Origin of the sequence: Maribacter caenipelagi (genome assembly GCF_004364175.1) — a bacterium.
In the GTDB taxonomy this organism is placed as follows: domain Bacteria; phylum Bacteroidota; class Bacteroidia; order Flavobacteriales; family Flavobacteriaceae; genus Maribacter; species Maribacter caenipelagi.
Window position 1 is genome coordinate 372406 of sequence record NZ_SNZW01000011.1, and the last position, 23984, is coordinate 396389.

23 protein-coding genes are annotated in these 23984 nt (G+C 34.6%); 13 read left to right on the top strand and 10 right to left on the bottom strand.

From position 1 onward, the window contains the following. The first annotated feature begins 102 nt into the window (after positions 1–102). Positions 103–672: a DUF3109 family protein gene (locus tag DFQ03_RS02450; RefSeq protein ID WP_133671440.1), complete on the top strand. Its 570-nt coding sequence runs from the start codon at positions 103–105 to the stop codon at positions 670–672. On the opposite strand, the gene DFQ03_RS02455 is transcribed toward DFQ03_RS02450, so the two are convergent. After that, positions 665–2602: a tetratricopeptide repeat-containing sensor histidine kinase gene (locus tag DFQ03_RS02455; protein ID WP_243834396.1), complete on the bottom strand. Its 1938-nt coding sequence runs from the start codon at positions 2600–2602 to the stop codon at positions 665–667. The genes DFQ03_RS02450 and DFQ03_RS02455 overlap by 8 nt on opposite strands. A gap of 52 nt (positions 2603–2654) precedes the next feature. Continuing rightward, positions 2655–3389 (bottom strand): LytR/AlgR family response regulator transcription factor, encoded by a 735-nt coding sequence (locus tag DFQ03_RS02460; protein ID WP_133671441.1) that lies wholly within the window; start codon positions 3387–3389, stop codon positions 2655–2657. 325 nt (positions 3390–3714) lie between these two features. Between DFQ03_RS02460 and DFQ03_RS19130 the strand changes: the two genes are divergently transcribed. Beyond that, a complete protein-coding gene (locus tag DFQ03_RS19130) occupies positions 3715–3837 on the top strand; it encodes a hypothetical protein (protein ID WP_262711549.1) in 123 nt (40 codons plus the stop codon). A 21-nt stretch (positions 3838–3858) separates the two neighbouring features. Further along, complete coding sequence (locus tag DFQ03_RS02465) at positions 3859–4416, top strand: hypothetical protein (RefSeq protein WP_133671442.1); 558 nt, start codon at positions 3859–3861, stop codon at positions 4414–4416. 936 nt (positions 4417–5352) lie between these two features. Here the strand turns inward: DFQ03_RS02465 and DFQ03_RS02470 are convergent. The 3 genes from DFQ03_RS02470 to DFQ03_RS02480 form a co-directional block, all read right to left on the bottom strand. Then, positions 5353–6276 (bottom strand): hydroxypyruvate isomerase family protein, encoded by a 924-nt coding sequence (locus tag DFQ03_RS02470; protein ID WP_133671443.1) that lies wholly within the window; start codon positions 6274–6276, stop codon positions 5353–5355. Positions 6277–6356: 80 nt separating this feature from the next. Beyond that, entirely contained in the window at positions 6357–7004 is a 648-nt protein-coding gene (locus tag DFQ03_RS02475; protein ID WP_133671444.1) for a gluconate 2-dehydrogenase subunit 3 family protein, read from the bottom strand. Next, positions 7004–8713, bottom strand: coding sequence for a GMC oxidoreductase (locus DFQ03_RS02480; protein ID WP_133671445.1), 1710 nt, complete (start codon positions 8711–8713; stop codon positions 7004–7006). The genes DFQ03_RS02475 and DFQ03_RS02480 overlap by 1 nt, the downstream gene beginning before the upstream one ends. Before the next feature lie 172 nt (positions 8714–8885). Between DFQ03_RS02480 and DFQ03_RS02485 the strand changes: the two genes are divergently transcribed. The 4 genes from DFQ03_RS02485 (at position 8886) to DFQ03_RS02500 (ending at position 12876) form a co-directional block, all read left to right on the top strand. After that, the gene (locus DFQ03_RS02485; protein WP_133671446.1) at positions 8886–9878 is read left to right on the top strand and encodes a sugar phosphate isomerase/epimerase family protein; all 993 of its coding nucleotides are present in this window, start codon (positions 8886–8888) and stop codon (positions 9876–9878) included. A gap of 15 nt (positions 9879–9893) precedes the next feature. Then, positions 9894–10337 carry a DinB family protein gene (locus DFQ03_RS02490; RefSeq protein ID WP_133671447.1) on the top strand — a complete coding sequence of 148 codons (444 nt, stop codon included), beginning with the start codon at positions 9894–9896 and terminating at the stop codon, positions 10335–10337. Beyond that, complete coding sequence (locus DFQ03_RS02495) at positions 10338–11567, top strand: nucleoside permease (RefSeq protein WP_133671448.1); 1230 nt, start codon at positions 10338–10340, stop codon at positions 11565–11567. Between the two features lie 169 nt (positions 11568–11736). Further along, positions 11737–12876 carry a Gfo/Idh/MocA family protein gene (locus tag DFQ03_RS02500; RefSeq protein WP_133671449.1) on the top strand — a complete coding sequence of 380 codons (1140 nt, stop codon included), beginning with the start codon at positions 11737–11739 and terminating at the stop codon, positions 12874–12876. Between the two features lie 70 nt (positions 12877–12946). Here DFQ03_RS02500 and DFQ03_RS02505 read toward each other — a convergent pair whose 3' ends face one another. Together DFQ03_RS02505 and DFQ03_RS02510 are read right to left on the bottom strand one after the other, a co-directional pair. Continuing rightward, complete coding sequence (locus DFQ03_RS02505; protein ID WP_133671450.1) at positions 12947–13408, bottom strand: ASCH domain-containing protein; 462 nt, start codon at positions 13406–13408, stop codon at positions 12947–12949. A 64-nt stretch (positions 13409–13472) separates the two neighbouring features. After that, positions 13473–15176, bottom strand: a complete 1704-nt coding sequence (locus DFQ03_RS02510; protein WP_133671451.1) for a GMC oxidoreductase — start codon at positions 15174–15176, stop codon at positions 13473–13475. A 160-nt stretch (positions 15177–15336) separates the two neighbouring features. Between DFQ03_RS02510 and DFQ03_RS02515 the strand changes: the two genes are divergently transcribed. The 6 genes from DFQ03_RS02515 to nadD all read left to right on the top strand — a co-directional run bounded on the left by DFQ03_RS02515 (position 15337) and on the right by nadD (position 20140). Further along, positions 15337–16389: a sugar phosphate isomerase/epimerase family protein gene (locus tag DFQ03_RS02515; RefSeq protein WP_133671452.1), complete on the top strand. Its 1053-nt coding sequence runs from the start codon at positions 15337–15339 to the stop codon at positions 16387–16389. 10 nt (positions 16390–16399) lie between these two features. Next, the gene (locus DFQ03_RS02520) at positions 16400–17140 is read left to right on the top strand and encodes a 3-keto-disaccharide hydrolase (RefSeq protein WP_133671453.1); all 741 of its coding nucleotides are present in this window, start codon (positions 16400–16402) and stop codon (positions 17138–17140) included. A gap of 12 nt (positions 17141–17152) precedes the next feature. Further along, on the top strand, positions 17153–17977 hold the full coding sequence (locus DFQ03_RS02525; protein WP_133671454.1) for a 3-keto-disaccharide hydrolase: 825 nt from the start codon (positions 17153–17155) through the stop codon (positions 17975–17977). A 132-nt stretch (positions 17978–18109) separates the two neighbouring features. Beyond that, positions 18110–18967 (top strand): YicC/YloC family endoribonuclease, encoded by an 858-nt coding sequence (locus DFQ03_RS02530; protein ID WP_133671455.1) that lies wholly within the window; start codon positions 18110–18112, stop codon positions 18965–18967. Next, positions 18968–19549 (top strand): guanylate kinase, encoded by a 582-nt coding sequence (gene gmk / locus DFQ03_RS02535; protein WP_073241776.1) that lies wholly within the window; start codon positions 18968–18970, stop codon positions 19547–19549. A 6-nt stretch (positions 19550–19555) separates the two neighbouring features. Beyond that, positions 19556–20140, top strand: a complete 585-nt coding sequence (gene nadD / locus DFQ03_RS02540; RefSeq protein ID WP_133671456.1) for a nicotinate (nicotinamide) nucleotide adenylyltransferase — start codon at positions 19556–19558, stop codon at positions 20138–20140. A 22-nt stretch (positions 20141–20162) separates the two neighbouring features. Here the strand turns inward: nadD and DFQ03_RS02545 are convergent, their stop codons facing one another. The 3 genes from DFQ03_RS02545 to DFQ03_RS02555 all read right to left on the bottom strand — a co-directional run bounded on the left by DFQ03_RS02545 (position 20163) and on the right by DFQ03_RS02555 (position 23962). Then, positions 20163–20882, bottom strand: a complete 720-nt coding sequence (locus DFQ03_RS02545; RefSeq protein ID WP_133671457.1) for a Tim44 domain-containing protein — start codon at positions 20880–20882, stop codon at positions 20163–20165. Between the two features lie 61 nt (positions 20883–20943). Beyond that, complete coding sequence (locus tag DFQ03_RS02550; protein ID WP_133671458.1) at positions 20944–21663, bottom strand: DUF6503 family protein; 720 nt, start codon at positions 21661–21663, stop codon at positions 20944–20946. A 31-nt stretch (positions 21664–21694) separates the two neighbouring features. After that, positions 21695–23962, bottom strand: coding sequence for an inorganic phosphate transporter (locus DFQ03_RS02555; RefSeq protein WP_133671459.1), 2268 nt, complete (start codon positions 23960–23962; stop codon positions 21695–21697). Positions 23963–23984: the final 22 nt, after the last annotated feature.

The following is a 23984-nucleotide window of genomic DNA, read 5'->3' on the forward strand; positions in this document are numbered from 1 at the left end:
TGCAAATTTACGTTTATAAATATGCACTTAGACGTTTATTCTTAAAATTTTCTGGGACCATTACTTTTTAAAAAATGTATCTTGCGTCCTTTAAATTAGGTCATGTTTCAATTAGGGAAAACCATAGTATCTGAAGAGATCATAGAAAACGATTTTGTTTGCAACCTTAGTGCGTGTAAAGGTGGTTGCTGTGTAGATGGCGAAGCCGGTGCCCCAGTAGAAGATTCAGAAACCGAGATTATGGTCGATATCTACGCAAAAGTCAAACCTTTTCTAAGACCCGAAGGTATCGCTGTAATTGAAGAACAAGGTGCTTTTGTTAAGGGTGAAGATGGTGAGTGGGAAACCCCTTTAGTAAATGGAAGTGAATGTGCCTATGTTTTTTTCGATGAAAAGAAGATAGCTAAATGTGGTATAGAAGAAGCGTATAACCAAGGCGAAATTAACTGGAAAAAACCTGTCTCTTGTCATTTGTACCCAATAAGAGTGCGAGAGTATACCGAGCTAACAGCAGTTAACTATCATAAATGGCAAATTTGTGATCCAGCATGTGCTTTAGGTGATGAGTTAAAAGTGCCTATTTATAAATTCGTTAAAGAAGCTTTAATTAGAAAATTTGGCGAAGTGTGGTATGGCGAATTAGAAGAGGTTGCTAAAGAGCATCTTAAATAGTAGGTATATATATTACTATCTGTGTACCTATTGGGTTGGTATCATCGTCAAACTTATCAATGATATCTACATGAAAAAAATTTTCAAAATCACGAGAAAAATTTGCTAGTCGCTCTTTGGTAATATCAATACCTACCGACTTTCTCTTAAGAACCTTGCTATCCTTTATTCTTTCGGCAGCATTTCTACCCACACCATTGTCAGTAATGATTATTTCAATAAACCCGCTTTTACCTTTTTTAACATCTAAATCTATATTTTTCGCTCCATCTTTAGAAGATAGACCATGCCATAAGGCATTTTCTAAAAATGGCTGTAGAATTAGAGATGGTACTTTAATATTGTGGGTGTCTATGTCGTCTTTGATATCAATATTAAAATTGATTTCATTTGAAAATCTAATGTTTTCAATATTCATATACAGTGCTACCGTTTCTAACTCTTCTGCCAAAGAAATTTCTCGTTGAGACGATGCTTCAAGAATTTTACGTACCAATTTTGAAAATTTATTTAGATAATGAACAGCATTCTTTTTCTCATTATTAATAATGTATAGTTTAATCGAGTTTAGGGAATTGAATAAAAAATGAGGATTCATTTGACTTCGTAACATACTTTGCTCTAATGTCAAAAGTTTTTTCTCGGCATTTAATTGACTCTGTCTGTATAGAATATATAAAATGCCAATAAGTAGAATTAAGAAGACACCAATGATAATTAGCATGGTCCTATTTTTCTTTAACTTTAAACGTACAGATTCATTTTCTTCTGCTAATCGCTCTAATTGGTTCGCTCTCATTTGAGATTCGTACCGTAAAATCATATCATTTACATACCGTAGATTAAGAGAGTTGGTAATGCGTTCTTCGTACTTTTTAGATTCCTTAAAGTATTGCATACCTTTCTGGTAATCGTCTCGCTTGATCCAAAGCTCGGATAAGAATTTATTAGCTTCTGATATTTCTGCATTTAGTCCATTTGATATTGCTAAACTTAAACCAGCCTCTAGATTGGTTTCTGCTGCGTCGTAATTGCCCAAACGTATCAATGACCATCCTAGGTTTATATAAATAGTGGTTATGATTTTTTGGTCTGCAATAGAGATGGCTTTTAATAGATTGTTTTCTAAAATAGAAATTGCTTCTTCGATTTTGCCCATGTGAACATATACATGTGCTATACTATAATTACATATTATTTTTCCGCGGTTAGAATCAATAATTTCATTGTAAACAAGTGCTTTTCTGAAGTTTTTTAAAGCAGGTTTAAGCTCTCCTTGGTATTCATAGCTCTCGCCTAAATTTTGATGGCTAATGGCAAGTCCTTGTTTGTCGTCCAATTCTTTTTGAAGAATCATCGACCTTTTATATTTCTCAATGGCCAAGTTATATTGTTCTAGCATTTGATATATTCCGCCGATACTGTTTAGAGATTCACTAATGCTTCTTTTTAAATGGTTATTAGGTTCGCTAACAGTTTCTGCCAATTCTAATGCTTCTTGACTATAGTCTAATGCAGATTTTATAGCATCAGTACGTCTATATACGGTACTTAGCATATTTAGACTATGTACCCTGAGCTCAATATTATTGGCTTCAACAGATATATTTAAGGCATCTTGGTAAAGATCTAGTGCTTTTGGGTATAAAGTCAAGTCACGATAGAGAGTTCCTAGTTGGTTTAATGCGTAAGCTTCACCTAAAAGATACTTGTTAGTTGTTGACTTGTTTTCAATGTAGCGCAAAGCAATACTATCATTACTAAATATTGCTAAGGTCGAATGTATTTTTTTATATTCTCGTGGAGGTTTGGATAGCAGGCTATCTACTATTTCTTTTAAATTTTCTGGTATATCTTGAGAGTAACTATGGTGTTGAGGTACTAAAGTATACAGAAGAAAAAATAGAATTTTGAACTTGAATTTATACACTATAATATTTAAAATATGCTTAAGATTTATACGAGAATAGCTTTTTAGTATGCTACAACATGTCTAAGAAATCAGATTTTTTTTGTCTTGAGACAGGTATTTTGTGATTTGATTTTAGCACCACATAACCATCTGTTTTTAAGAATTCTTTTATTTTATTCAAATTGATGATATATGAATTGTGAATTCTAAAAAAAGAATCTGCCGGAAGCAATTCGTTAACCTCCTTTAGTTTTTTGGTAAGTACTATTTTTTGACCGTCGGTTAAAAATATGGTACTGTAATTACCGTCAGATTCTGCATAGAGAATCTCATCACTCTCTAAAAACAATAATTTACCATCGGTGTTTAATGTAATACGTTTATGTAATGATCTTGAGTTATAATTTAAGAGTGCTTTTTCTAATTTTTCAACAGAAAAATTCTTGCTATTAAATTTTTTTATTTTGACAATAGTCTCTTCTAGATCATCGGTATCAATCGGTTTTAACAGATAATCTAAAGCCTGACTTTTTATAGCTTTTAGTGCATATTGATTATAAGCGGTAGTGATAACAACAGGGAAATTCTTATTGGTGAGTTTTCTAATAAACTGAAAACCGTCCATAGTGGGCATTTCGATATCTAAAAAGAGGCAGTCTGGAGTATTTTTTTCTAAGTAAGAAAGTGCTTCATTGGGGTTCGTAAATGAGGCGATAACATTGATTTCATCGCTGAAATTAGTAAGCTCCCATGTTAAGCTCTGAAGGGCTTTAATTTCATCATCAACTATTACAGCTTGTAACATATAAAATCTGGTATCAAGTTAGGAAGTTATGAAAAAATAAGCTTTTGCGTTGTTTTCAATTGCTAATTTGTATCAATGGAAGAAATATTAGTGTAATCGGTATATAAAGCGCTAAAGGTGTTAATTTTTATTAAATACTTACATTAATAAAGAAAAAGACTACAAATAAACAATTTTATTAAATATGCCTGAAATTCATTTTCCGATTATACATAAAATGGAACAGGTTATACAATATAGACATTTGCTTTTTCAGCTTAAAATTATCTTTAGCAAAGAACTTCAGTATGTTATAAATAAATTTGACGTGAAAAAGTGCGGTATAATGTTAGCATTATTTATTGTGGTCTTAATGGTCGCTTCGCAATTTATGCAAGATAAAGATGGGTTAAATGAAAACATTACTGTTGCACTTGAAGCTCAAAAACGAAATAAGATTAGACCATAACTATAACAATTTCTTACAACCATGCTTAAGCTAATTCAGTTTTCCGGTAAGTTTTTGAAAATATTCTTTTTTGGAATAATACCATTTATTTTACTGTCTGGTGGGTCAAAAGGAGATGTTGATTACTTAAGAATTGAAAAAGGAACTTGCAGTTTTAATGTTGAAGGGAATATTAATTTTCATTTAGATGGTTTGGCCACCTTTACAAATGTAACAGAGCAAGATAAATTCGGCAATACAACAGACAAGTTGTTGTTGAGTTTTACGTCAGGTACTGATGGTGAGATACAAACTTTGGAGTTTATTATAGCAGCTAAATCAAAAAAGCATCATGGAGTAACATTAGGTGTACATAGAATAAAAAATTTAGACCGTTTACTTAATAGGTTTAGCGGTGTTTACGGTTTTGCAGATCTAGGTAGTGTAAGTGAACTGCCTTTTTTTATAAAATCTGGTGATATTATTATCACCGAAATATTTTCTAACAAAGTCGATGGCAAGTTAGAAGTGCAATTAGAAAATGCTAATGGAGAAACTTTGAATGTTGAAGGTTCTTTTAATGCAGATATAAAAGTTTAAAATTTAGTACGGTTCTTTATAAGGTAGTGTATGTTATCTTATATCTAATGTTTGAGCGCCAAAATAAGTATAACTACGATTCGTCGTATGATTACGTTCTAAGAAAAGGTTTCGGGGGAACTACCTTAATTAGGCTTGGTGGGCATTTTTCATAAAAGAAGCATTAGTGGGACCGTACATTTTTTATGCCAAAAAGTAAATCTCATACTAATTTTAATTCAAGATTCTAAGATTATATAGTATGTTTTTTCATTCCAGTAGTTTGAAATTCGTTAGTTATTTTATTGGGTTTTAAAATTCAAAAAAGCTACTTGGAATTGAAATTTGTCGCTAGCGCGTATGTTTATAATCAAAATTTAAATTAAGAAATGATTTATACTTAAGGTCATTTCGCAATATGAAAATAAAAAAGACCCCACATTATGGGGTCTTTTTTAAATACGGCTAAGCCGAGGTTAAGTAAGGGGAATCTTATTTATCGTTTTTGATATAAGGCTTTAATACAGTCGAAAATAACAACGCTGCAGCGTATATCATCAATATTGTAATATAATTTTCCATAGCTTATGTATTAGACTATAAGTTATATACGCAACAAAATCCTTTTTGGATTACGGAAATTTGATAGTATTATTAAAAAAACTATGATACGTTAATCTAATGGTACTTTTAAGATTGAACCATTTAAAATTTAATCTCATTTTAAACAATTCAAACGAATTTGACTTTATCTTTTTATAGAAATAAAAAGATAATTTTGATGCCAAAAGTAAACCGGCATAAACGAGTAATGTGTGTAGGTAATGGGACATATACAAAAGAACGAATAAGTAGGTGAATTCTTACATATTAAAAATGCATTTCATCGAAAAAGTGATAACTATTCGATAAAATGCATTTTATGCTACTTTGTTATGCTTGTTAATATAAATGGTATTAAAGAAAACTATCTACTTTTTTATACGCTTCTATTACAGCGAGTTCACCTTCTTTACCATCTCTTGAGTTTCCGTGCTCCATACCTAATACACCAGTAAAGCCTTGCTCATGAATCCATTTAAAAACATTGTGGTAGTTAATTTCACCGGTAGTTGGCTCATTTCTACCAGGGTTGTCACCTATTTGAATATAGGCTATCTCTGACCAAGAGGCTTCCATATTCGGAATCAAGTTTCCTTCTTGAATTTGTTGATGATAGATATCAAATAATATTTTGCATGCAGGAGAATTTACCGCTTTGCATATTTCAAAGGCCTGTGGAGAATCGGTCAAAAATAACCCAGGGTGATTTCTGAAGTTCAATGGCTCTAGAACCATAGTAATATTATGTGGTTCTAATAGGGCAGAGGCTTGTTTAAGACTTTCGACTACATTGGCTGTTTGGTACCCCATTTTCAATTTAAGGTCTACATGACCGGGTACTACTGTCATCCATTTTGCATTTACTCGCTTTGCTACTTCAATTGAGCTTTTTATATCATTTAAAAATTCTTCTCGTTTAGTTAAATCTCCTGATGCTAGATTTGGTGTTTTCCAATGAATTTCATGAGCTACAAAAACACCCATTTCAATACGACGTTTTTTCATTGTTGCCGCCATTTTTTCTTGCTGTTCAATGGGGCGTTTGCGCATCTCATTATCTTCAAAGGCAGTATAACCTTGATCGGCCATAAAGTTCAATTGGTCAATTGGATCATCGCCTGCAAGGTGTTTGAACATACCTAAGTGGGGCGCATATTTTAAATTGTATTTATGCGTCGTTGTATTGTTGCTTAACGTATTGGCAAATGATACGGTACTTGCTACTGAAAGTGCACCTGTAGTTAATGCAGATTTTTGAATGAAGCTTCTTCTTTTCATGAGTAGTGTATTAAAATGAAAATAGCCAAGAGCGATAATAAATCATACTCTTGGCTATTAAATATTAGAATATTATTTGGCTATAAGGACCATGCCTTACCGCCTGTAAGCTCTTGTAGATCGCCACAAGGTACATATTCTCCTGGTACAGGTAGATAAGCTAAAACTTCTTCACCAACATATTCTGAAGCTTTATAGCCCCAAATAGTCATACCTCTTAAATTATTTGCAAAGGCAAATCTTGAAATTTCGTCACCTATTTCTGTAGTAGTGCCTTCAGAGATTGCTTTAGTGTAGCTATTTATGGTCTCGAACATTTCTGCTTGTTGCTCTTTAGTATACTTTAAAGAACTAGCTATAACAGGTTCAAGATCTTCGGTAGTTAAATCTTCAGCTTTTTCCTTACCAGAATCTGCCAAGGCTTTATCGATAAACTTGTTCATAGACATTTTAAGGAAATCTTGTTGCTCCGTTTCCATTACATCTTTAGCAAACTTGTCTATAAAAATATCTACTTGTACTTCTGTAGCAGAAGGAGTGTCTGTTTTAGGTAAAATTATATCAACCAATTTAGAGAGAACAGACCCTTCGTTTTGAGCTAAAAATTCAGGTGTCCAAGTAATTGCTGGTTCACTTTTACAACTTTGTACTATTGATAATAAAGTTGGGGTGGCCACCATATATCCAAGTGACATCCCCATATTTTTTAATACGCGTCTTCTATCCATTATATGTTTCCTTTTTTAAGTTCTTTAACTGCATGGTCTGCAGCTCTGGCCGTAAAAGCCATATAAGTTAATGATGGGTTTACACAACTGGCAGAGGTCATAAATGACCCATCTGTTACATATACATTAGGTACATCATGTAATTGGTTGTTTCCGTTTAAAACAGATGTTTTTCTGTCTCTTCCCATACGGGCAGTTCCCATCTCGTGAATACCCAAGCCTAAAGCACTTTCATTATCATACCCTTTTACATCTCTTAGTCCGGCTTTTTCTAACATATCTACAGCAGATTCTAAGATATCTTTACGCATTTTAAGTTCATTCTCTTGAAGTTCTGCATCAAAAGTAACTGTAGGTAGACCCCAATCATCTAACTTGTCGTAGTCTAAGGTAAATCTGTTGTTTTCATATGGTAGTACTTCTCCAAAGCCCATCATACCAAACGTCCATCCACCTGGTTTTAAAACAGCATCTTTTAAATCTTTACCATGAGATAGTTCGGCAATAGATTCTTCCCAGTTACCTCTAGAAGCACTACCTTGATAGCCAAACCCTCTCTTATAATCTCTGTCAGTATCTCCACCTAAGTTTCTAAATCTTGGAATGTAGATTCCACTTGGTTTTCTTCCTTTATAGTATTTATCTTCAAAGCCATCAAATTTACCAGAGGCACCTACTTGAAGTTGGTGGTCCATTATGTTACGGCCTAATTGATCAGATTCATTACCCATACCATTAGGGAAGGTTTCAGATTTAGATTGCATTAATATAGAAGTAGATGCAATTGCAGATGCACATAAGAAAATAACTTTCGCCTTAAATTCAAAAGTTTCTTTCGTATTTGCATCGATAACTTTTACACCTGTAGCTTTCTTTGTCTTTGGGTCATAGATTACTTCATGTACAATAGAATCTGGTCTCAATGTCATATTACCTGTAGCTTCTGCTGCTGGTAATGTAGAAGATAAACTACTGAAATATGCTCCAAAAGGACACCCTCTAATACATCTATTTCTAAATTGACATTTACTTCTTCCGTCAAATTGTTTTGTACCTGTAATATGTGCTGTTCTACCTGCGGTTACTACACGGCCATCAAAATTTTCGGCAACTTTTTCTCTGAACTCTTGCTCTACACAGTTAAGTTCCATCATCGGTAAAAATTGACCGTCGGGCAACTGCTCTAAACCTAAATTTTCACCACTTACACCGATAAAGGTTTCTACCTTATCATACCAAGGTGCGATGTCTTTATAACGTACGGGCCAATCTACGGCAATCCCTTCTTTTTTGTTAGCTTCAAAATCGATATCGCTTAAACGGTAACTTTGACGGCCCCACTGTAAAGAACGACCACCTAAATGGTACCCTCTCATCCAATCAAAACGCTTTGTTTCGTTGTATGGATGTTTAAGGTCATTTACAAACCACATATTACTAGCTTGGCTCGTAGTATAACCAGTTCTGTTTTGTTTTGGTTGTTGTTCTATGATTTCTTTGGTCGGTTCGCCTGCATTTGGGAAATCCCAAGGGTCTTTATTCGCAGTCTCATAGTCATCGATATGTTTAACCATTCTACCACGTTCTAAAACCAATGTTTTAAGGCCTGCCTCGCATAGTTCTTTTGCGGCCCAACCACCACTTATACCTGTTCCTACGACAATTGCGTCATAGGACTCTTGTTCTTCGTTGTAATAAAATTTGCTCATAAAAGTTGTTTATTCTCTAAATTTATTAAATATAAAATTAATTCTATACATTTAATGTCCTTACTTCTTGCAAAATTCGCTAAAACTAGCATCAAGTTAGAATAATGTACCAATTCATAATTTTAACGTTAACAGTTAAGGTTATATTTCAAACAACAACAAACTACCAAAAATGAAAAGAAAAAAATTTATTCGTATTGCCTCTATTGTAGGTATTGGAATCTCGTTATTAGGAACTTACGCTTGTAAGGAAACTAAAAAAGAAAAAGTTGAAAATTCTGAAGTCGTAGTAAAAGGCAGCAAAGCTGAGCCATTTTTTAAATTATCTCTAGCACAATGGTCGATGCATAAAATGATCAGAGAAGATGGCGTTGATCCATATTCTTTTGCTGAAAAAGCTAAAAAATGGGGATTTACTGGTTTAGAATACGTTAGCCAATTGTATAATCCTGAATTAGAAGAAGCAGGTTATTCTGAAGAAGCAATGGCAAATTTCGTAGCAAAATCTAATGCTGAAGCTGAAAAATACGGAATGACAAATGTATTGATCATGATTGATGGTCAAGGTAATTTAGCGGTTAATGATGAAGCTGAAAGAAATGAAACGGTAGAGAAGCATAAAAAATGGGTAGATGCCGCTGCAGCTATGGGTTGCCATGCTATAAGGGTTAATCTAAACGGTAGCAATGTACCAGAAGAATGGATCAAGAACTCTGTCGATGGTCTTACCAAATTAGCGACTTATGCAAAAACCAAAAATATTAATGTATTGGTAGAAAATCATGGCGGATTGTCTTCTAACGGAGAATTACATGCGCAAGTGATGAAAACAGTTAATATGGATAACTGTGGAAGTTTACCTGATTTTGGTAACTTCTGTATAGAGCGTAAGCCTGATAGTTGGGACTGCTTAAAGGAGTATGACAAATATAAAGGTGTAAAAGAATTAATGCCATACGCTAAAGCAGTGAGTGCAAAATCTAATAATTTTGATGCAGACGGATATGATACAGGAATTAACTATGTACAAATGCTTGAAATTGTAAAAGAAGCAGGTTATACAGGTTTTATTGGTGTGGAATTTGAAGGGTCTGAAATTAGGGAAGAAGCAGGTATAATTGCTACTAGAGATCTTTTGTTGAAAGCGGCAAAAGAAATAGAATAATCAAGAGTATGATTTATGGAGACTTTTTTTAATGAAATATTCGATTATAACTTTCACTGCAACAAGAAATTGATAGAACAGTCTTTGGCACTAAATACAGTACCACCAGAAACGATGCGTTTATTTAGTCATATCTTAAATGCGCATCATATTTGGAACGCAAGAATCTTAGGTAAACCAAGTGATTATGGGGTTTGGCAAGAACATGATATAAAAAAATGGGCAGATATTCATTATGAAAATCAGCGTAGCTCTTTTGAAATTATCACTAATGCCGATAATTTTGATAAACGTATAGATTATGAGAATACCGAAGGGCGATTGTTCACCAATACGTTGCAAGATATTCTTTTTCATATCATCAATCATTCTACAAATCATAGAGGGCAAATTGCTGTAGATTTTAGAAATAATGGTGAAATTCCTATGAGTTCAGATTATGTTTATTATAAAAGATAGATGAAAAATCAAGTCAGAGTGCAGCTTTGCTTCATGATGTTTTTAGAATTTTTTATTTGGGGTGCTTGGTTCGTAACTCTAGGTACATTTTTAGGAAACAACTTAAAAGCAACAGATGGTGAGATAGCCTTGGCATTTTCAACACAATCATGGGGAGCTATCATTGCTCCCTTTGTTATTGGTATAATAGCCGATAGATACTTTAATGCAGAAAGAATTTTGGGGGTTTTACATCTTCTAGGTGCGGTGCTTATGTATTTCATGTACCAGAGCTCCGACTTCGATAATTTCTATATGTTGGTTTTGGCATATATGATCTTGTATATGCCCACATTAGCATTGGTTAATTCGGTTTCTTTTAATCAGATGAAAAATCCGGCTAAGGAGTTTTCTTTGGTTCGTGTTTTTGGAACTGCAGGATGGATTATTTCCGGACTCTCAATTAGCTATGTTTTTAACTGGGACCAAGGTGAAAACATAGGGCAGGGTTTATTGAAAAATACTTTTTTAATGACTGCTATAGCCTCTTTAATTTTAGGTTTTTTTAGCTTTACGTTACCTAAAACACCGCCAAAAGCGGCAAGTTCAGAGAAACTTGGAGTGAAAGAAATTTTAGGTTTAGATTCTTTAAGTTTATTTAAGGATAAGAACTTTTTAATATTCTTTATTTCGTCGGTCTTAATATGTATTCCATTGGCATTTTATTATCAAAATGCGAATCCGTTTTTGGTGGAAATTGGTATGGATAATCCGACAGGGAAAATGACCTTAGGTCAAATTTCTGAAATTGCCTTTATGTTATTACTACCGTATTTTTTTACAAAATTCGGCTTTAAGAAAACCATTCTTGTAGCTATGGTGGCGTGGGTAGTTCGTTATTTATTATTTGCATTTGGTGATGTAAATGAACTTGGGTTCATGCTCATAATCGGTATTGCACTACATGGTATATGTTATGATTTTTTCTTTGTCTCAGGGCAAATCTATACCGATAGCAAAGCAGGTGAAAAGTTTAAAAGCTCAGCACAGGGTCTTATAACACTGGCAACTTACGGTGTGGGTATGTTAATTGGGTTTTGGGTCGCAGGTAAAATATCTACCACATATCTTATAGAAGACGGTAAACACATTTGGGAAACCATTTGGATGTATCCGGCTGGTTTTGCGCTGGCTGTATTTATTTTGTTCGCGATTTTCTTTAAAACCGAGAAAATAGAATATCAGTCTTAGATAAATTCTTTAATTTAAACGCCTGAAAATTGTTTCCATGAAATGCCATAGCTATTTTTTAATGGATAAATCAGATAAAAATTTTTAGATAACAAAACGAATGTAAATCCAACAGGATTTTAAACAATACTATTTTCAATAACAAACAACAACTTAAACAACAACAAAAATGCCAAAGAAAATACGATTAGGAATATTAGGTGGTGGTGGAGATTCGCTTATAGGAGTGTTACATAGGGTAGCTTCTTTTATCAATGACAATTATCAAATAACAGGAGCTGTTTTTAATCCTGATTATGATGCCAGTATTGAATTTGCAAAAGAAATTGATGTGCCTTTAAACCGAATCTATAAAGATTTTGATACATTAATTGAAGAGGAATTAAAACTACCAGAAGATGAACGTATTCAAGTATGTTCTATACTAACACCCAACTTTTTGCATTACCCAATGGCTAAGAAGTTGTTGGATAACGGTTTCCACGTCATTTGTGAAAAGCCGATGACCACAACTTTAGATGAAGCAAAAGACTTACAGAAATCTCATGAGAAGGCAGGTACCGTTTTCGCTTTAACGCATACCTATACAGGTTACCCAATGGTGCGCCAAATGCGCGAAATGATCAAGGCTGGTGCTTTAGGTAAAATACATAAGGTTGATGCGGTGTATTACCAAGGTTGGATTAATACTATTATTCACGATAAAGAGAAAAGATCTTCTGTTTGGAGGTTAGATCCAAAGAAAGCAGGTATTAGCTCGTGCATGGGCGATATCGGTGTTCATGCTTTTAATATGGTTGAATATACCACAGGGCTTAAGGTAAACGAACTACTTTGTGACTTCAACTACCTTTATGAAGATAACCAGATGGATGTAGACGGTACTGTTCTTATACGTATGGGAAACCATGTAAAAGGTGTTATTAGAGGTAGTCAAGTAGCTACTGGTGAAGAAAACGGACTAGCCATTGCAATATATGGTGAGAAAGGCGCTTTTCGTTGGGAGCAAGAACGCCCTAACTTTTTATATAAATTAAGCGATACAGAACCAACGCAAATCTATAAGCCTGGTCATGCCTATAATTCTGAATTGTCTTTAGATGGCACTAAATTACCTGCTGGTCACCCAGAGGGTATTTTTGATTCTATGGCAAACATTTATAAAGGTGTAGCGAAAGCAATTAGAGGCCAAGAATATAATAGTGGAGAATTCCCAACTATGTCAGACGGTGTACGTGGTATGAACTTTATTGAAGCAACAGTAGATTCACATAAAAGCGGAAATACCTGGGTAGCTTTAGAGAATTAAATTATAATTAGATAGTATAAAAAAGAGCCGCAATTTGCGGCTCTTTTTGTTTTATAAATTTTAATGATACTTAAGAGTTTACTACTTTAAAATGTTGGCATATAACTATCATACTTTCTCTTGGTTCTCTTTTAAATTCTTGTAATTCTCTGGTAAAAAAGTCCCAATGATATTTTTTCCAGCTTTCTAAAGATGTATCTCCATTTGCTTCTAATTGAGCATAAGTAGAATCAATACTGAAATACGGTTTAAGAGAAACTGCTGTGGTAGCAACTATGCATTGTGCTTCACCACTCCAATTTGTAACCACTACATAATCTCCTATTTTTGGTAAAGGTTCATTTCTATTTTGTAAACCTAGTAATGAATGTGAGATTGCCTTTTTAGCTCCACTCTTTATTAATCTGGCATTTTCGTTGGCATCTTGTTCATTGTCGCCAAAATACATCGTTTTTGGTGTCTCATGAAAGACATCTTCAAGGTGATTTTTTAGATAATTCCCCCACATGTTTCTGGCTGAAGCATTTTCCATAAGTTGTTGTTTTCTTTAATCTATAGGATTTAATAAACGTAATTCTTTCTAATTAATTTTAAATTCAGGAAAATATACCTGCTTTTAATTGTTCGGCTGCATGATTTGCTGCTCTTGCGGTAAATGCCATATAGGTCAATGACGGGTTTACGCAACTAGAAGAGGACATAAAAGCGCCGTCGGTCACGTACACATTAGGTACTAAATGCACTTGATTGTACTTGTTTATAATAGAGGTTTTTGCGCTGTGCCCCATTCTAGCCCCACCCATTTCATGAATACCTAAGCCAGGTCCACTAGACTCTTCATAAGATGCAACATCTTTAAAGCCAGCTTCTTCGAACATTGTCACAATTTCTTTTTTAATGTCTTTGCGCATTTTGTATTCATTCTCTTTAAACTCAACATCAAAAGCCAATTGCGGTAAACCCCATTTGTCTTTTTCTGATGGGCTAAGGGTAACTCTATTATCATCATAAGGTAAAAACTCTCCAAATCCGGTTACGCCGATTGTCCATCGACCTGGTTTTAGTACAGATTCTTTTAACTCTTTTCCGTAACCTAGTTCGCCAATTTCTTGCGACCAATCTCCTCTGCTTGCAGTACCTTGGTAACCGAAGCCTCGTAAATAACCTTCCCGTTTTGTTTTCTCGTTTAAGTTTACAAAGCGAGGTATATAGAAGCCGTTTGCACGTCTGCCTTTATAATATTTATCTAGGTAGCCATCAACTTTAGCTGTTGCTCCAAGTTTGTAATGATGATCCATGATACCTCTTCCTAAAGCATCAGAATCATTACCCAATCCGTTAGGGAAACGTTCAGATTTAGATTGTAATAATATGCCAACAGAAGCCATGGCCGAAGCACAAAGAAAGATGATTTTAGCTTTGAATTCTAATTTTTCATTGGTTTCAGTATCAATAACTCTTACGCCTGTTGCTTTTTTAGTAGTATCATCATAGATAATTTCATGAACAATAGAATTTGGTCTCAAGGTCATATTGCCAGTACGTTCGGCTGCAGGCAAAGTAGATGAGTTACTGCTAAAATAGCCTCCAAAAGGGCAGCCTCGCCAGCAACGATCTCTATTTTGACATGTGCCACGACCTTCAAATTTTGCATTAGGGTCGGTAATATGTGCCGCCCGACCTATGGTAATCAGCCTACCATCATCGAATTTATCTGCGGTAATTTTTTTGAAATCCTCTTCTACGCAGTTTAATTTCATCGCTGGTTGAAATTTGCCATCGGGTAAGACCTCTAAACCTAATGCTTCACCACTTACTCCGATATACTCCTCAACCTTGTCATACCATGGGGAGATATCTTTGTACCGCACTGGCCAGTCTACTCCAACGCCTTCTTTTTTATTTGCTTCGAAATCAATATCGCTCAATCGGTAGCTTTGTCGCCCCCAAGTAAGTGATCTACCACCTACTTGATAACCTCGTATCCAATCAAAACGTTTGGTTTCTACATATGGGTGATCTAGGTCGTTTACGAAAAAATGTTTCGAATCTTCTGTTGGTGCCCAATTTACTCTTTTTTGTACATGATATTTTTTTTCATCCTCCTTGGATAACTGACCTTTCAAAGGGTAATCCCAAGGATCGTCGTGCATGGTAGGATAATCTTCTATATGCTTCACCATTGGACCGCGTTCCAAAACAAGTGTTTTTAAGCCCTTCTCTGTTAATTCCTTAGCAGCCCAACCGCCACTAATTCCTGTTCCGACAACAATTGCGTCGAATATTTCATCCTGATTCATGCTTGAATTTTTATCTTTTTCTGATGGTATTCCCTATATTTATAGCAAATCTCCAAAGTATTGAGAAGAACCTGATACAATTCTTAAATATAAGATTTTTTGATAGATGTGACATCTCAAACACAACAACAAATTCAAACAACAACAGATAGTAAATTTTATGAAAACAATCAAAGGACCAGCCGTATTCTTGGCGCAGTTTGTAGACAGTAAAGCTCCATTTAATTCCTTGGACGGAATGTGTAAATGGGCAGCTGATCTAGGTTATAAAGGAATTCAAATTCCTACATGGGAAAGTTTTTTAATTGACTTGGATAAAGCAGCTGAAAGTCAGACGTATTGCGATGAGCTAAAAGCCAAAGTAAACTCTTATGGGTTGGAAATAACAGAACTTTCAACGCACTTACAAGGGCAATTAGTCGCAGTAAACCCGGCATACGACTTAATGTTCGATTCTTTTGCCCCTAAAAATGTTCACGGAAACCCGAAAGCAAGAACAGAGTGGGCAGTAGAAACCGTAAAGAAAGCAGCAACGGCTAGTAGAAGACTTGGGTTAAATGCGCATGCTACATTTTCTGGCTCTTTATTATGGCATACCATGCACCCTTGGCCACAGAGACCAGCTGGTTTAGTGGAAATGGGCTTTGAAGAATTGGCAAAAAGATGGACACCGATCTTAAATCATTTCGATAAAGAAGGTGTAGATGTTTGTTATGAAATTCATCCTGGTGAAGATTTACACGATGGTGATACCTTTGAGCGTTTTCTAGCAGCTACAGGTAATCATAAAAGAGTAAATATTCTTTATGATCCAAGCCATTTTGTATTGCAACAATTAGATTATATCACATACATAGATCACTATCATGAGTTTATAAAGTCTTTTCATGTTAAGGATTCTGAGTTTAACCCTACGGGTAAAAAAGGTGCTTTTGGCGGTTATAACGATTGGAGCGATAGAGCTGGTAGATACCGTTCATTGGGTGATGGTCAAATTGATTTCAAAACGATATTTTCTAAATTAACACAATACGGTTGCGATGTTTGGGCGGTAATGGAATGGGAATGTTGTATTAAGAGCCCTGAACAAGGTGCGCGTGAAGGTGCTAAATTTATTGCAGACCATATTATCGAAGCTACTGAAAAGACCTTTGATGATTTTGCAGGGGCAGAAATCGATAAAGAAATGTTGAAGAAAATGTTAGGGCTTTAAAATGAAGAGGATGAAAAAATATATAATTAGTACAGCTTGTTTATTAGCATTTGTTGCATGTAAGCAAGAGAAAAAAGAAACAACTGAAGCAGCCGTTGTTGAAGAAGTTGCCGTTGTACATAATGAATGGGAAGTATTGTTTGACGGTACTTCTTTAGATAAATGGAAAGAATTTAAAACAGACGACGTAAGTGATGCTTGGAAAATAGAAGATGATGCATTGGTATATACACCGCCTGCTGAAGGTGAGGAGAATAAAAATCATGATCTTGTTACTAGGCAAGAGTATACTAATTTTGTATTAAGCTTAGATTGGAAAATATCTGAAGCTGGTAACAGTGGAGTATTTTGGGGTGTAAGTGAAGATGAAAAATTTGGAACCGGTTACCAAACGGGTCCAGAAATTCAAATTTTAGATAATGAAAAACACCCAGATGCAAAAGCGGGTACAACACATCAAGCAGGTGCTTTGTATGATATGGTTTCACCGGCCAAAGATGTTACTAACTCAGTGGGGGATTGGAACACAATGGTCATTACAGTAGATCATAATGCACACGTAGGTAGTGTTACCTTAAACGGTACTGTAATGGTTACATTCCCAGTAGCAAATGCAGAATGGGACGCTTTGGTAGCAAAATCTAAATTTGCTGATTGGGACGGATTTGGAAAATACACTACCGGTAAAATCGGATTACAAGATCATGGTAATGTAGTAGCGTTCAGAAATATAAAAATTAAACAACTTTAATAGCATTTACGTATGAAAAATAGATACTCATTACTACTGTTAGTTGCTTCTTTGGGAGTAATATCTTGTCAAGAAAAAGTAACTGTCGCTGCTGACGCAAGTATGGAGGCTGTAAAGGATAGTGTAATCGTTCATGAAGAATACATGGGCGAGGAACCTACTACGCCCGAAGAAACTGAATTCTACGAACCAAAAGTTGTCGTTGTTAAACCTGCAACTGCTAGTTCTGCCCCAAGTGATGCTATTGTGCTTTTTAATGGCACCAATTTAGATAATTGGATAAGTACAAATGATAGTACTGCGGCTAAATGGCATTTGAACAAAGATGGTAGTATGACGGTAAATGATAAAACCGGAAACATTCAGACAAAGCAGAATTTTGGTGATGTACAGTTGCATTTAGAATGGAAATCTCCGCTGCCAGTACAGAGAGATAATCAGAATAGAGCAAATAGCGGTGTGTTTCTTAACGGAATATATGAGGTGCAGATTTTGGATCAAAATGATAATCCTACTTATGTAAATGGGCAAGTAGGTTCTATTTACAAGCAACATGTGCCATTAGCGATGGCATCTGTGCCAACAGGTGAGTGGAATACGTATGATATTATTTATCACGCGCCAGAATTTAATGTGGATGGTGGTAAAATAAAATCTGGTGATATTACTGTAATTCATAACGGTGTATTGGTTCAAGACCATGTTGAGTTAAAAGGAACTACCCCTTATATTGGTTGGCCTAAAAACCCTGCTCATGGTAAGGGACCATTATTGTTACAAGATCACGGCGATGATAGTCGTGTTAGTTTTAGAAATATTTGGGTCAGGGAACTTTAATATTTTATCGATTAGAATTTAAGGAGTAAACAAGATATTTTTTTGTTTACTCCTTTATTAATTTTGTAAGGTGAGATGATTGACATTGAAATTTTCATTTACCTTACCTTTGTCTTATTCTAAAATGTATTTATGATTCAATCAATGACCGGCTTTGGAAAGCATGTAGTTCAATTACCCAATAAAAAGATTACGGTAGAAATAAAATCGCTGAATAGTAAGAGCATTGATTTAAATGCACGTATGCCTTCAAGTTATCGCGAAAAAGAATTAGAACTAAGAAAATTGGTCGCTAATTCATTATTGCGTGGTAAGGTGGACTTTAACCTATATGTGGAGCTTACAGGAGACACAACTTCTACTCAGGTTAATGAAGTTGCTGTTAAACAATATATGAATCAGTTAAAAAGCATAGCTGACGGGGATGATATGAGATTGTTGGAAATGGCATTGCGTTTTCCTGATGCTATGAAGACGGATAAGGAAGATATCGATGAATCGGAATATGAAGCTATAAAAGAAGCTTTAAAAGGAGCTTTGGTAGAGATTAATGAGTTCAGGTCAGAAGAGGGGAGTGTCTTGGAAAAAGATTTTTTAGAAAGAATAGCTTCTTTGAAAAAATTGCTAGATGAGGTTGTGAGTATCGATCCAGATAGACAAGCTACAATACGTGAGCGATTAGAAAAAGCGGTGCAAGATCTTAAAGCAGATGTTGATGCAAATAGATTTGAGCAAGAGCTTATTTACTATTTAGAAAAGTATGATATTACCGAAGAAAAGGTACGCCTAGCAAATCATTTAGACTACTTCAGTAAAACATTACAATCAGACGATAGTAATGGTAAAAAATTAGGTTTTATTTCTCAAGAAATCGGTCGTGAAATCAATACGATCGGTTCCAAAGCAAACTATGCACCTATGCAACAAATAGTTGTGCAAATGAAAGATGAGCTAGAGAAGATTAAAGAACAAATGTTAAACGTACTATAGATGAAAGGTGGAAAACTAATCATTTTTTCTGCGCCCTCAGGTAGTGGGAAAACAACCATTGTACGCCATTTATTGGCACAGCCAGAATTGAATTTGGCTTTTTCGGTATCGGCCACTTCGCGCCCTAGAAGGGGAAAAGAAAAGAATAAAGAACATTATTATTTCATGTCGGTATCCGAGTTTAAAAATCATATTAAGAATGATGATTTTTTGGAGTGGGAAGAAGTTTACAGAGATAATTTTTACGGGACATTAAAAAGTGAAGTAGAACGACTTTGGGCAGAAGGCAAGAACGTCATTTTTGATATTGACGTTGTTGGCGGTTTAAGAATTAAAAAGAAGTTTCCTGATCAAACATTGGCTGTTTTTGTAAAACCACCAAGTGTCGATGAACTAAAGATTAGACTTAAAAAGCGAAGCACCGAAAGTGAAGACAAAATAAACATGCGTATCGCCAAAGCGTCTGTAGAATTGGCAACAGCACCACAGTTCGATAAGATAATTAAGAATTATGATCTTGATGTTGCTTTGCAAGAAGCAATAGACTTGGTAGCTGACTTTGTTTCTGAAGATAAAGAATAACTGCACATGAAAAAGGTAGGATTATACTTTGGTACCTTTAACCCTATTCATATCGGTCATTTGGTTATAGCGAACCATATGGTAGAGTTTTCAGACTTAGATGAGGTTTGGTTTGTAGTAACACCTCAAAGCCCATTTAAGACCAAGAAAACGCTTCTAGATAATCATCAAAGATTCGAAATGGTGTATGAAGCTACAAAGGAGTATACCAAGTTGAAGCCAAGTAATATTGAGTTTAAGCTTCCACAACCGAATTACACGATAAATACGCTTGTTCATTTGGCTGAAAAGTATCCAAAAGGATATGATTTCTCGTTAATAATGGGCGAAGACAATTTAAAAGGACTTCATAAATGGAAGAACTATGAAGCCATCTTAGAACTTCATCATTTGTATGTGTATCCAAGAATATCTGATGGGGCTATTGAGCATCAATTTAAGGAGCATGAAAAGATTCATCATGTAAATGCACCTATCATGGAAATTTCTTCTACGTTTATTCGTAAAGAGCATAAAAACGGAAAAAACATCAAACCGTTATTACCACCAGAAGTTTGGAAATATATGGATGAAATGAATTTTTATAGATAAAAAGTAGTGATTTTAACCCAAGTTATGGTGAGGGAACTAAGTTAGCAGGAATTATATTTTTAGTCTTCGCAAAAGCAAGAGATAATTGCCCGTCTTGAATATCATCTAGCACCCAGTTGCCATTAGTATACTCCATTACCCAAATTTTTTCTTCATCATCAAATTTACTACTGCCTTGTACAATTTTATTAGTGTCTTTGTCCTTAAGATAATCCATTATGTTTGCTGTAATTAAGAACGCAATTCTAGATCCTTCTAAACTTTCCTCTTCAGAAATTTCTAGATATAATGGTTTAACAGACTTTATACCATTTACCTTACAGACATTTTTAAGGTTGTCTTTTTTCCATTCATCTAAATGTACCAACTGTTGATTTTGCCAGTACCAGTGGCTGATGTAACTTGATGCTTCTTTTAAATCTTGATTATTCCAAGCTATGTATACACGAGAGAATATATTACGCACATTCTTATCTAAATTCAACCAAGAGAAATCTTTGTTTCTTTTTCCTAATAGTAACAACTCTTTTTTACATTTTCTTATGGTAAAGTATTCTCTAAGATATACATAAATCGTAAGAGGAAGTAAAACAATGGCTATGATACTCATGAGAACTTTACCCCACCAAGTCTTAAAAATTGCCTTTACCACGGTTCCACCTGGACCGGCATACATAGGGTCAATATCAAAAAGAATTAAGGCAATAACCAGTACTAAAAGTATAAAATGACTCTTTTTCATAACTAGATTTAATTAGGGTTCATTAAATAACTAGAAAAGAAGTGTTTTTAGTATGTTAATACTAATCTATACTATTCGTTTTAAGAAGATTATCTGTTGCAAGAAAAACGTCTCCCTTGTTATAATACCACTTGCGTACTTTAGGTAATTTGATTCCGTTTACCGTAATTATTTCAGAAAGTAAAATATATTCTCCGTCATTCTTACTTTCGTCATGAAAAAATTGATAGACTTCCATGGCGTAAGTCTTGGGGTCAAAATAGAAGTACCAAGTGTCGTTGCCGACTTCTTTTTCATAAGTGGCTTTAAGTACTAGATACTCCTTTCCTTTAAATTTTTTTTTAACTACTTTGTTATCTATTAGAGTACCAGGGTCTTTTAATTTCATAGGTAGTCCGTATAGATATGTATAGTAGTTTTTCATCATTTTAGCACGATCACAGCTAATGTTTAAACTATCTTTTATCTTAGGGAAAATAGAGGTGCTACCATTTAATTTTAACGTGCACTCCTCATTATTCAATTCAGATTCAATAACATAATTGTCTTTTGTAACGGTAGTTTTGAAATAATTGTCAGGTAATTTCATTTCTACAACTGTACGGCGAGGGCTCCCTTTTGGATTCTCCATTTCTATGAGCATTTTGCCCTTAAAGGATGACCAATTGTTTTCTGGGTCATGAAATGCTATAGCTTTTTCTAATAATTCATTACCACTTATTTCTTGTGCGTGGTTGTAAATTCCTGAAAGTAGAAAAGCAAACAAGACTAAATATTTCATAAATGTATTTTAGTTCAATAGAAAATGAGAGTTAATCTAAGGTTGCTGGTGCAACATCGGCATCATGTTCCTTATAATATAATTCTAGCAGATTCATTGTTGCAGTCATTAAATCTTTGGTTTCAAGCAAGATGGTGAAATACAATGTTGTGTTTTTAGGACTAGATTCTTCTGACCTTGTGCGCTCTACTTGTAGGCTTATTTTTTGAGAAACCAAATCATATAATTCTTGCTTATTATTTAGAATATTACCAATTTTTTCAAATGACCTTTCTTCAAAAGCATGGTAGGTATTGTCTAAAATCTCCGCTAGTTTTATATCTATTTGTTTAAGCTCTTTTATTTGATTGTATTTTAATTTCTTATGGTTGTTGTTGACATGCTTGTGGCTTACTTTACCTATATATTCCAATGATTGTGAAATATCGGTTAAGTGACCCATGGCATTGATATAGAAATTACTGGCACCAATATGAGCTTCTTCTAAGTTCTTAATAAAATAGAAGGTGTGATTTCTTAAATCTTCAATCTCGTTTGCCAATTTAGCGCCCTGCTTCTTATTTTTATGAAGCGAGTTGAGGTCTTGTTTTGCCAATCCATTAATAGAATTAGAGTATATTTTATTTGCTCTTTTTACAACGTTGGCAATGTTCTTTGCACTCTCTTCAATAACCCCTTGAATAGAGCTACTTTCTGCTCGTTCTAAAATCTCTTCTTCTTTAGTCTCTTTTAATTTCTTAGTATGAGATAAGTAGTTTTTACCAATCAAAACAAAAGCAAAAATCAGTAATGCGCTAATTGCCCAAATACCACCTAAGTGAATAATGTAAGCTATTATGGCGGCAGCAACAAAAGCTACTATTGCGGTAAAGAACCATCCGCCAATAACATTAAGTACACCTGCAACTCTGTAAACGGCACTTTCTGAACCCCAAGCTCTGTCTGCTAAAGATGTTCCCATAGCAACCATAAAGGTTACGTATGTAGTAGATAGCGGTAGTTTTAATGAGGTTGCAAGAGAAATTAGTACACTTGCCACCATTAAATTTACCGAAGCTCTAATAAGGTCAAAAGCTGGTTGATCTTTTGCTTTTGCCTTTTGGGCATATGAAGTTGGTTTAACAAATTGGGTGTTTATTCTGTTTTGTAATGAAACAGGGATTAATCCGTTTAAATTATCGGATGCTTTGATAGAAAATTTTACAATTTGTCTAGAAAGATAATTAGGTTCAAAACGTTCATCACCCTCATCTTGTCTAGAAAGGTCCACACTTGTTTTTACAACATTCTTCGCTTTTGAAGAAAACCATAATGTCACTACCATAATCACTCCTGATGCTAATAGTAAATAGGTCGGTGTTTGTACTGCAACAGCCAAACCTTTCATATTATATTCGGAAGCCAATTGACCAGAATCTGACCAGCTTAAAAAAGATTCGTATGCCGCTAAAGGCACACCAATAAAGTTAACCAAATCATTGCCGGCAAAGGCCATTGCCAAAGCAAACGTACCTAATATAATAATGATGGTGTAAATGTTCCATTTCATGAAGGTGGTTGCCAGCCATGATAGTGTAAACCATAATATAAAGTTTCCTAATAGGAATAATTCAGGGTTTTCACCAATAAACATAGATGCTTCTGGGCTAATAATAGAAGTTCCTTTAAGACCTTTAATAAGTATAAAATAAATAATTGCCGTGATGGCCATACCACCAAAAATAGCACCGACCCATTTCGGTTTATCGTTGAATTTGAATGAAATCAATACTCTTGTTAAGAATTGTACAATGGCACCAATGGTAAATGCAATGACCACTGATAATAGAATACCTATAATAATTTCGGTAGCCTTGTCGGTATTTATGTAGTTGGATAGATGGGTAAAATTTCCGTCTCCTGAATATATTTTAACCAATGATATGGCTACTGCAGCACCTAATAATTCAAAAACGATAGATACCGTAGTTGAAGTTGGCATACCTAATGTATTGAAAAAATCTAGTAAGAGAATATCGGTAATCATAACCGCCATAAATACAATCATGATTTCAGCAAATACAAATTCCGAAGGGTTAAATATCCCTTTTCTAGCCACTTCCATCATTCCGCTTGAAGAAACTGCCCCGAAGGCAATACCTACACTGGCTACAAGCATGATGGTTTTAAAAGAAATCGCTTTTGAACCTATTGCCGAATTTAAAAAGTTGACAGCATCATTACTAACACCAACAATTAAATCTGTTATTGCTAAAACTGCTAAAGCAATAATCATGAATAAATATATGTTCTCTCCCATCAAAAAATTAAATAAGGAACAA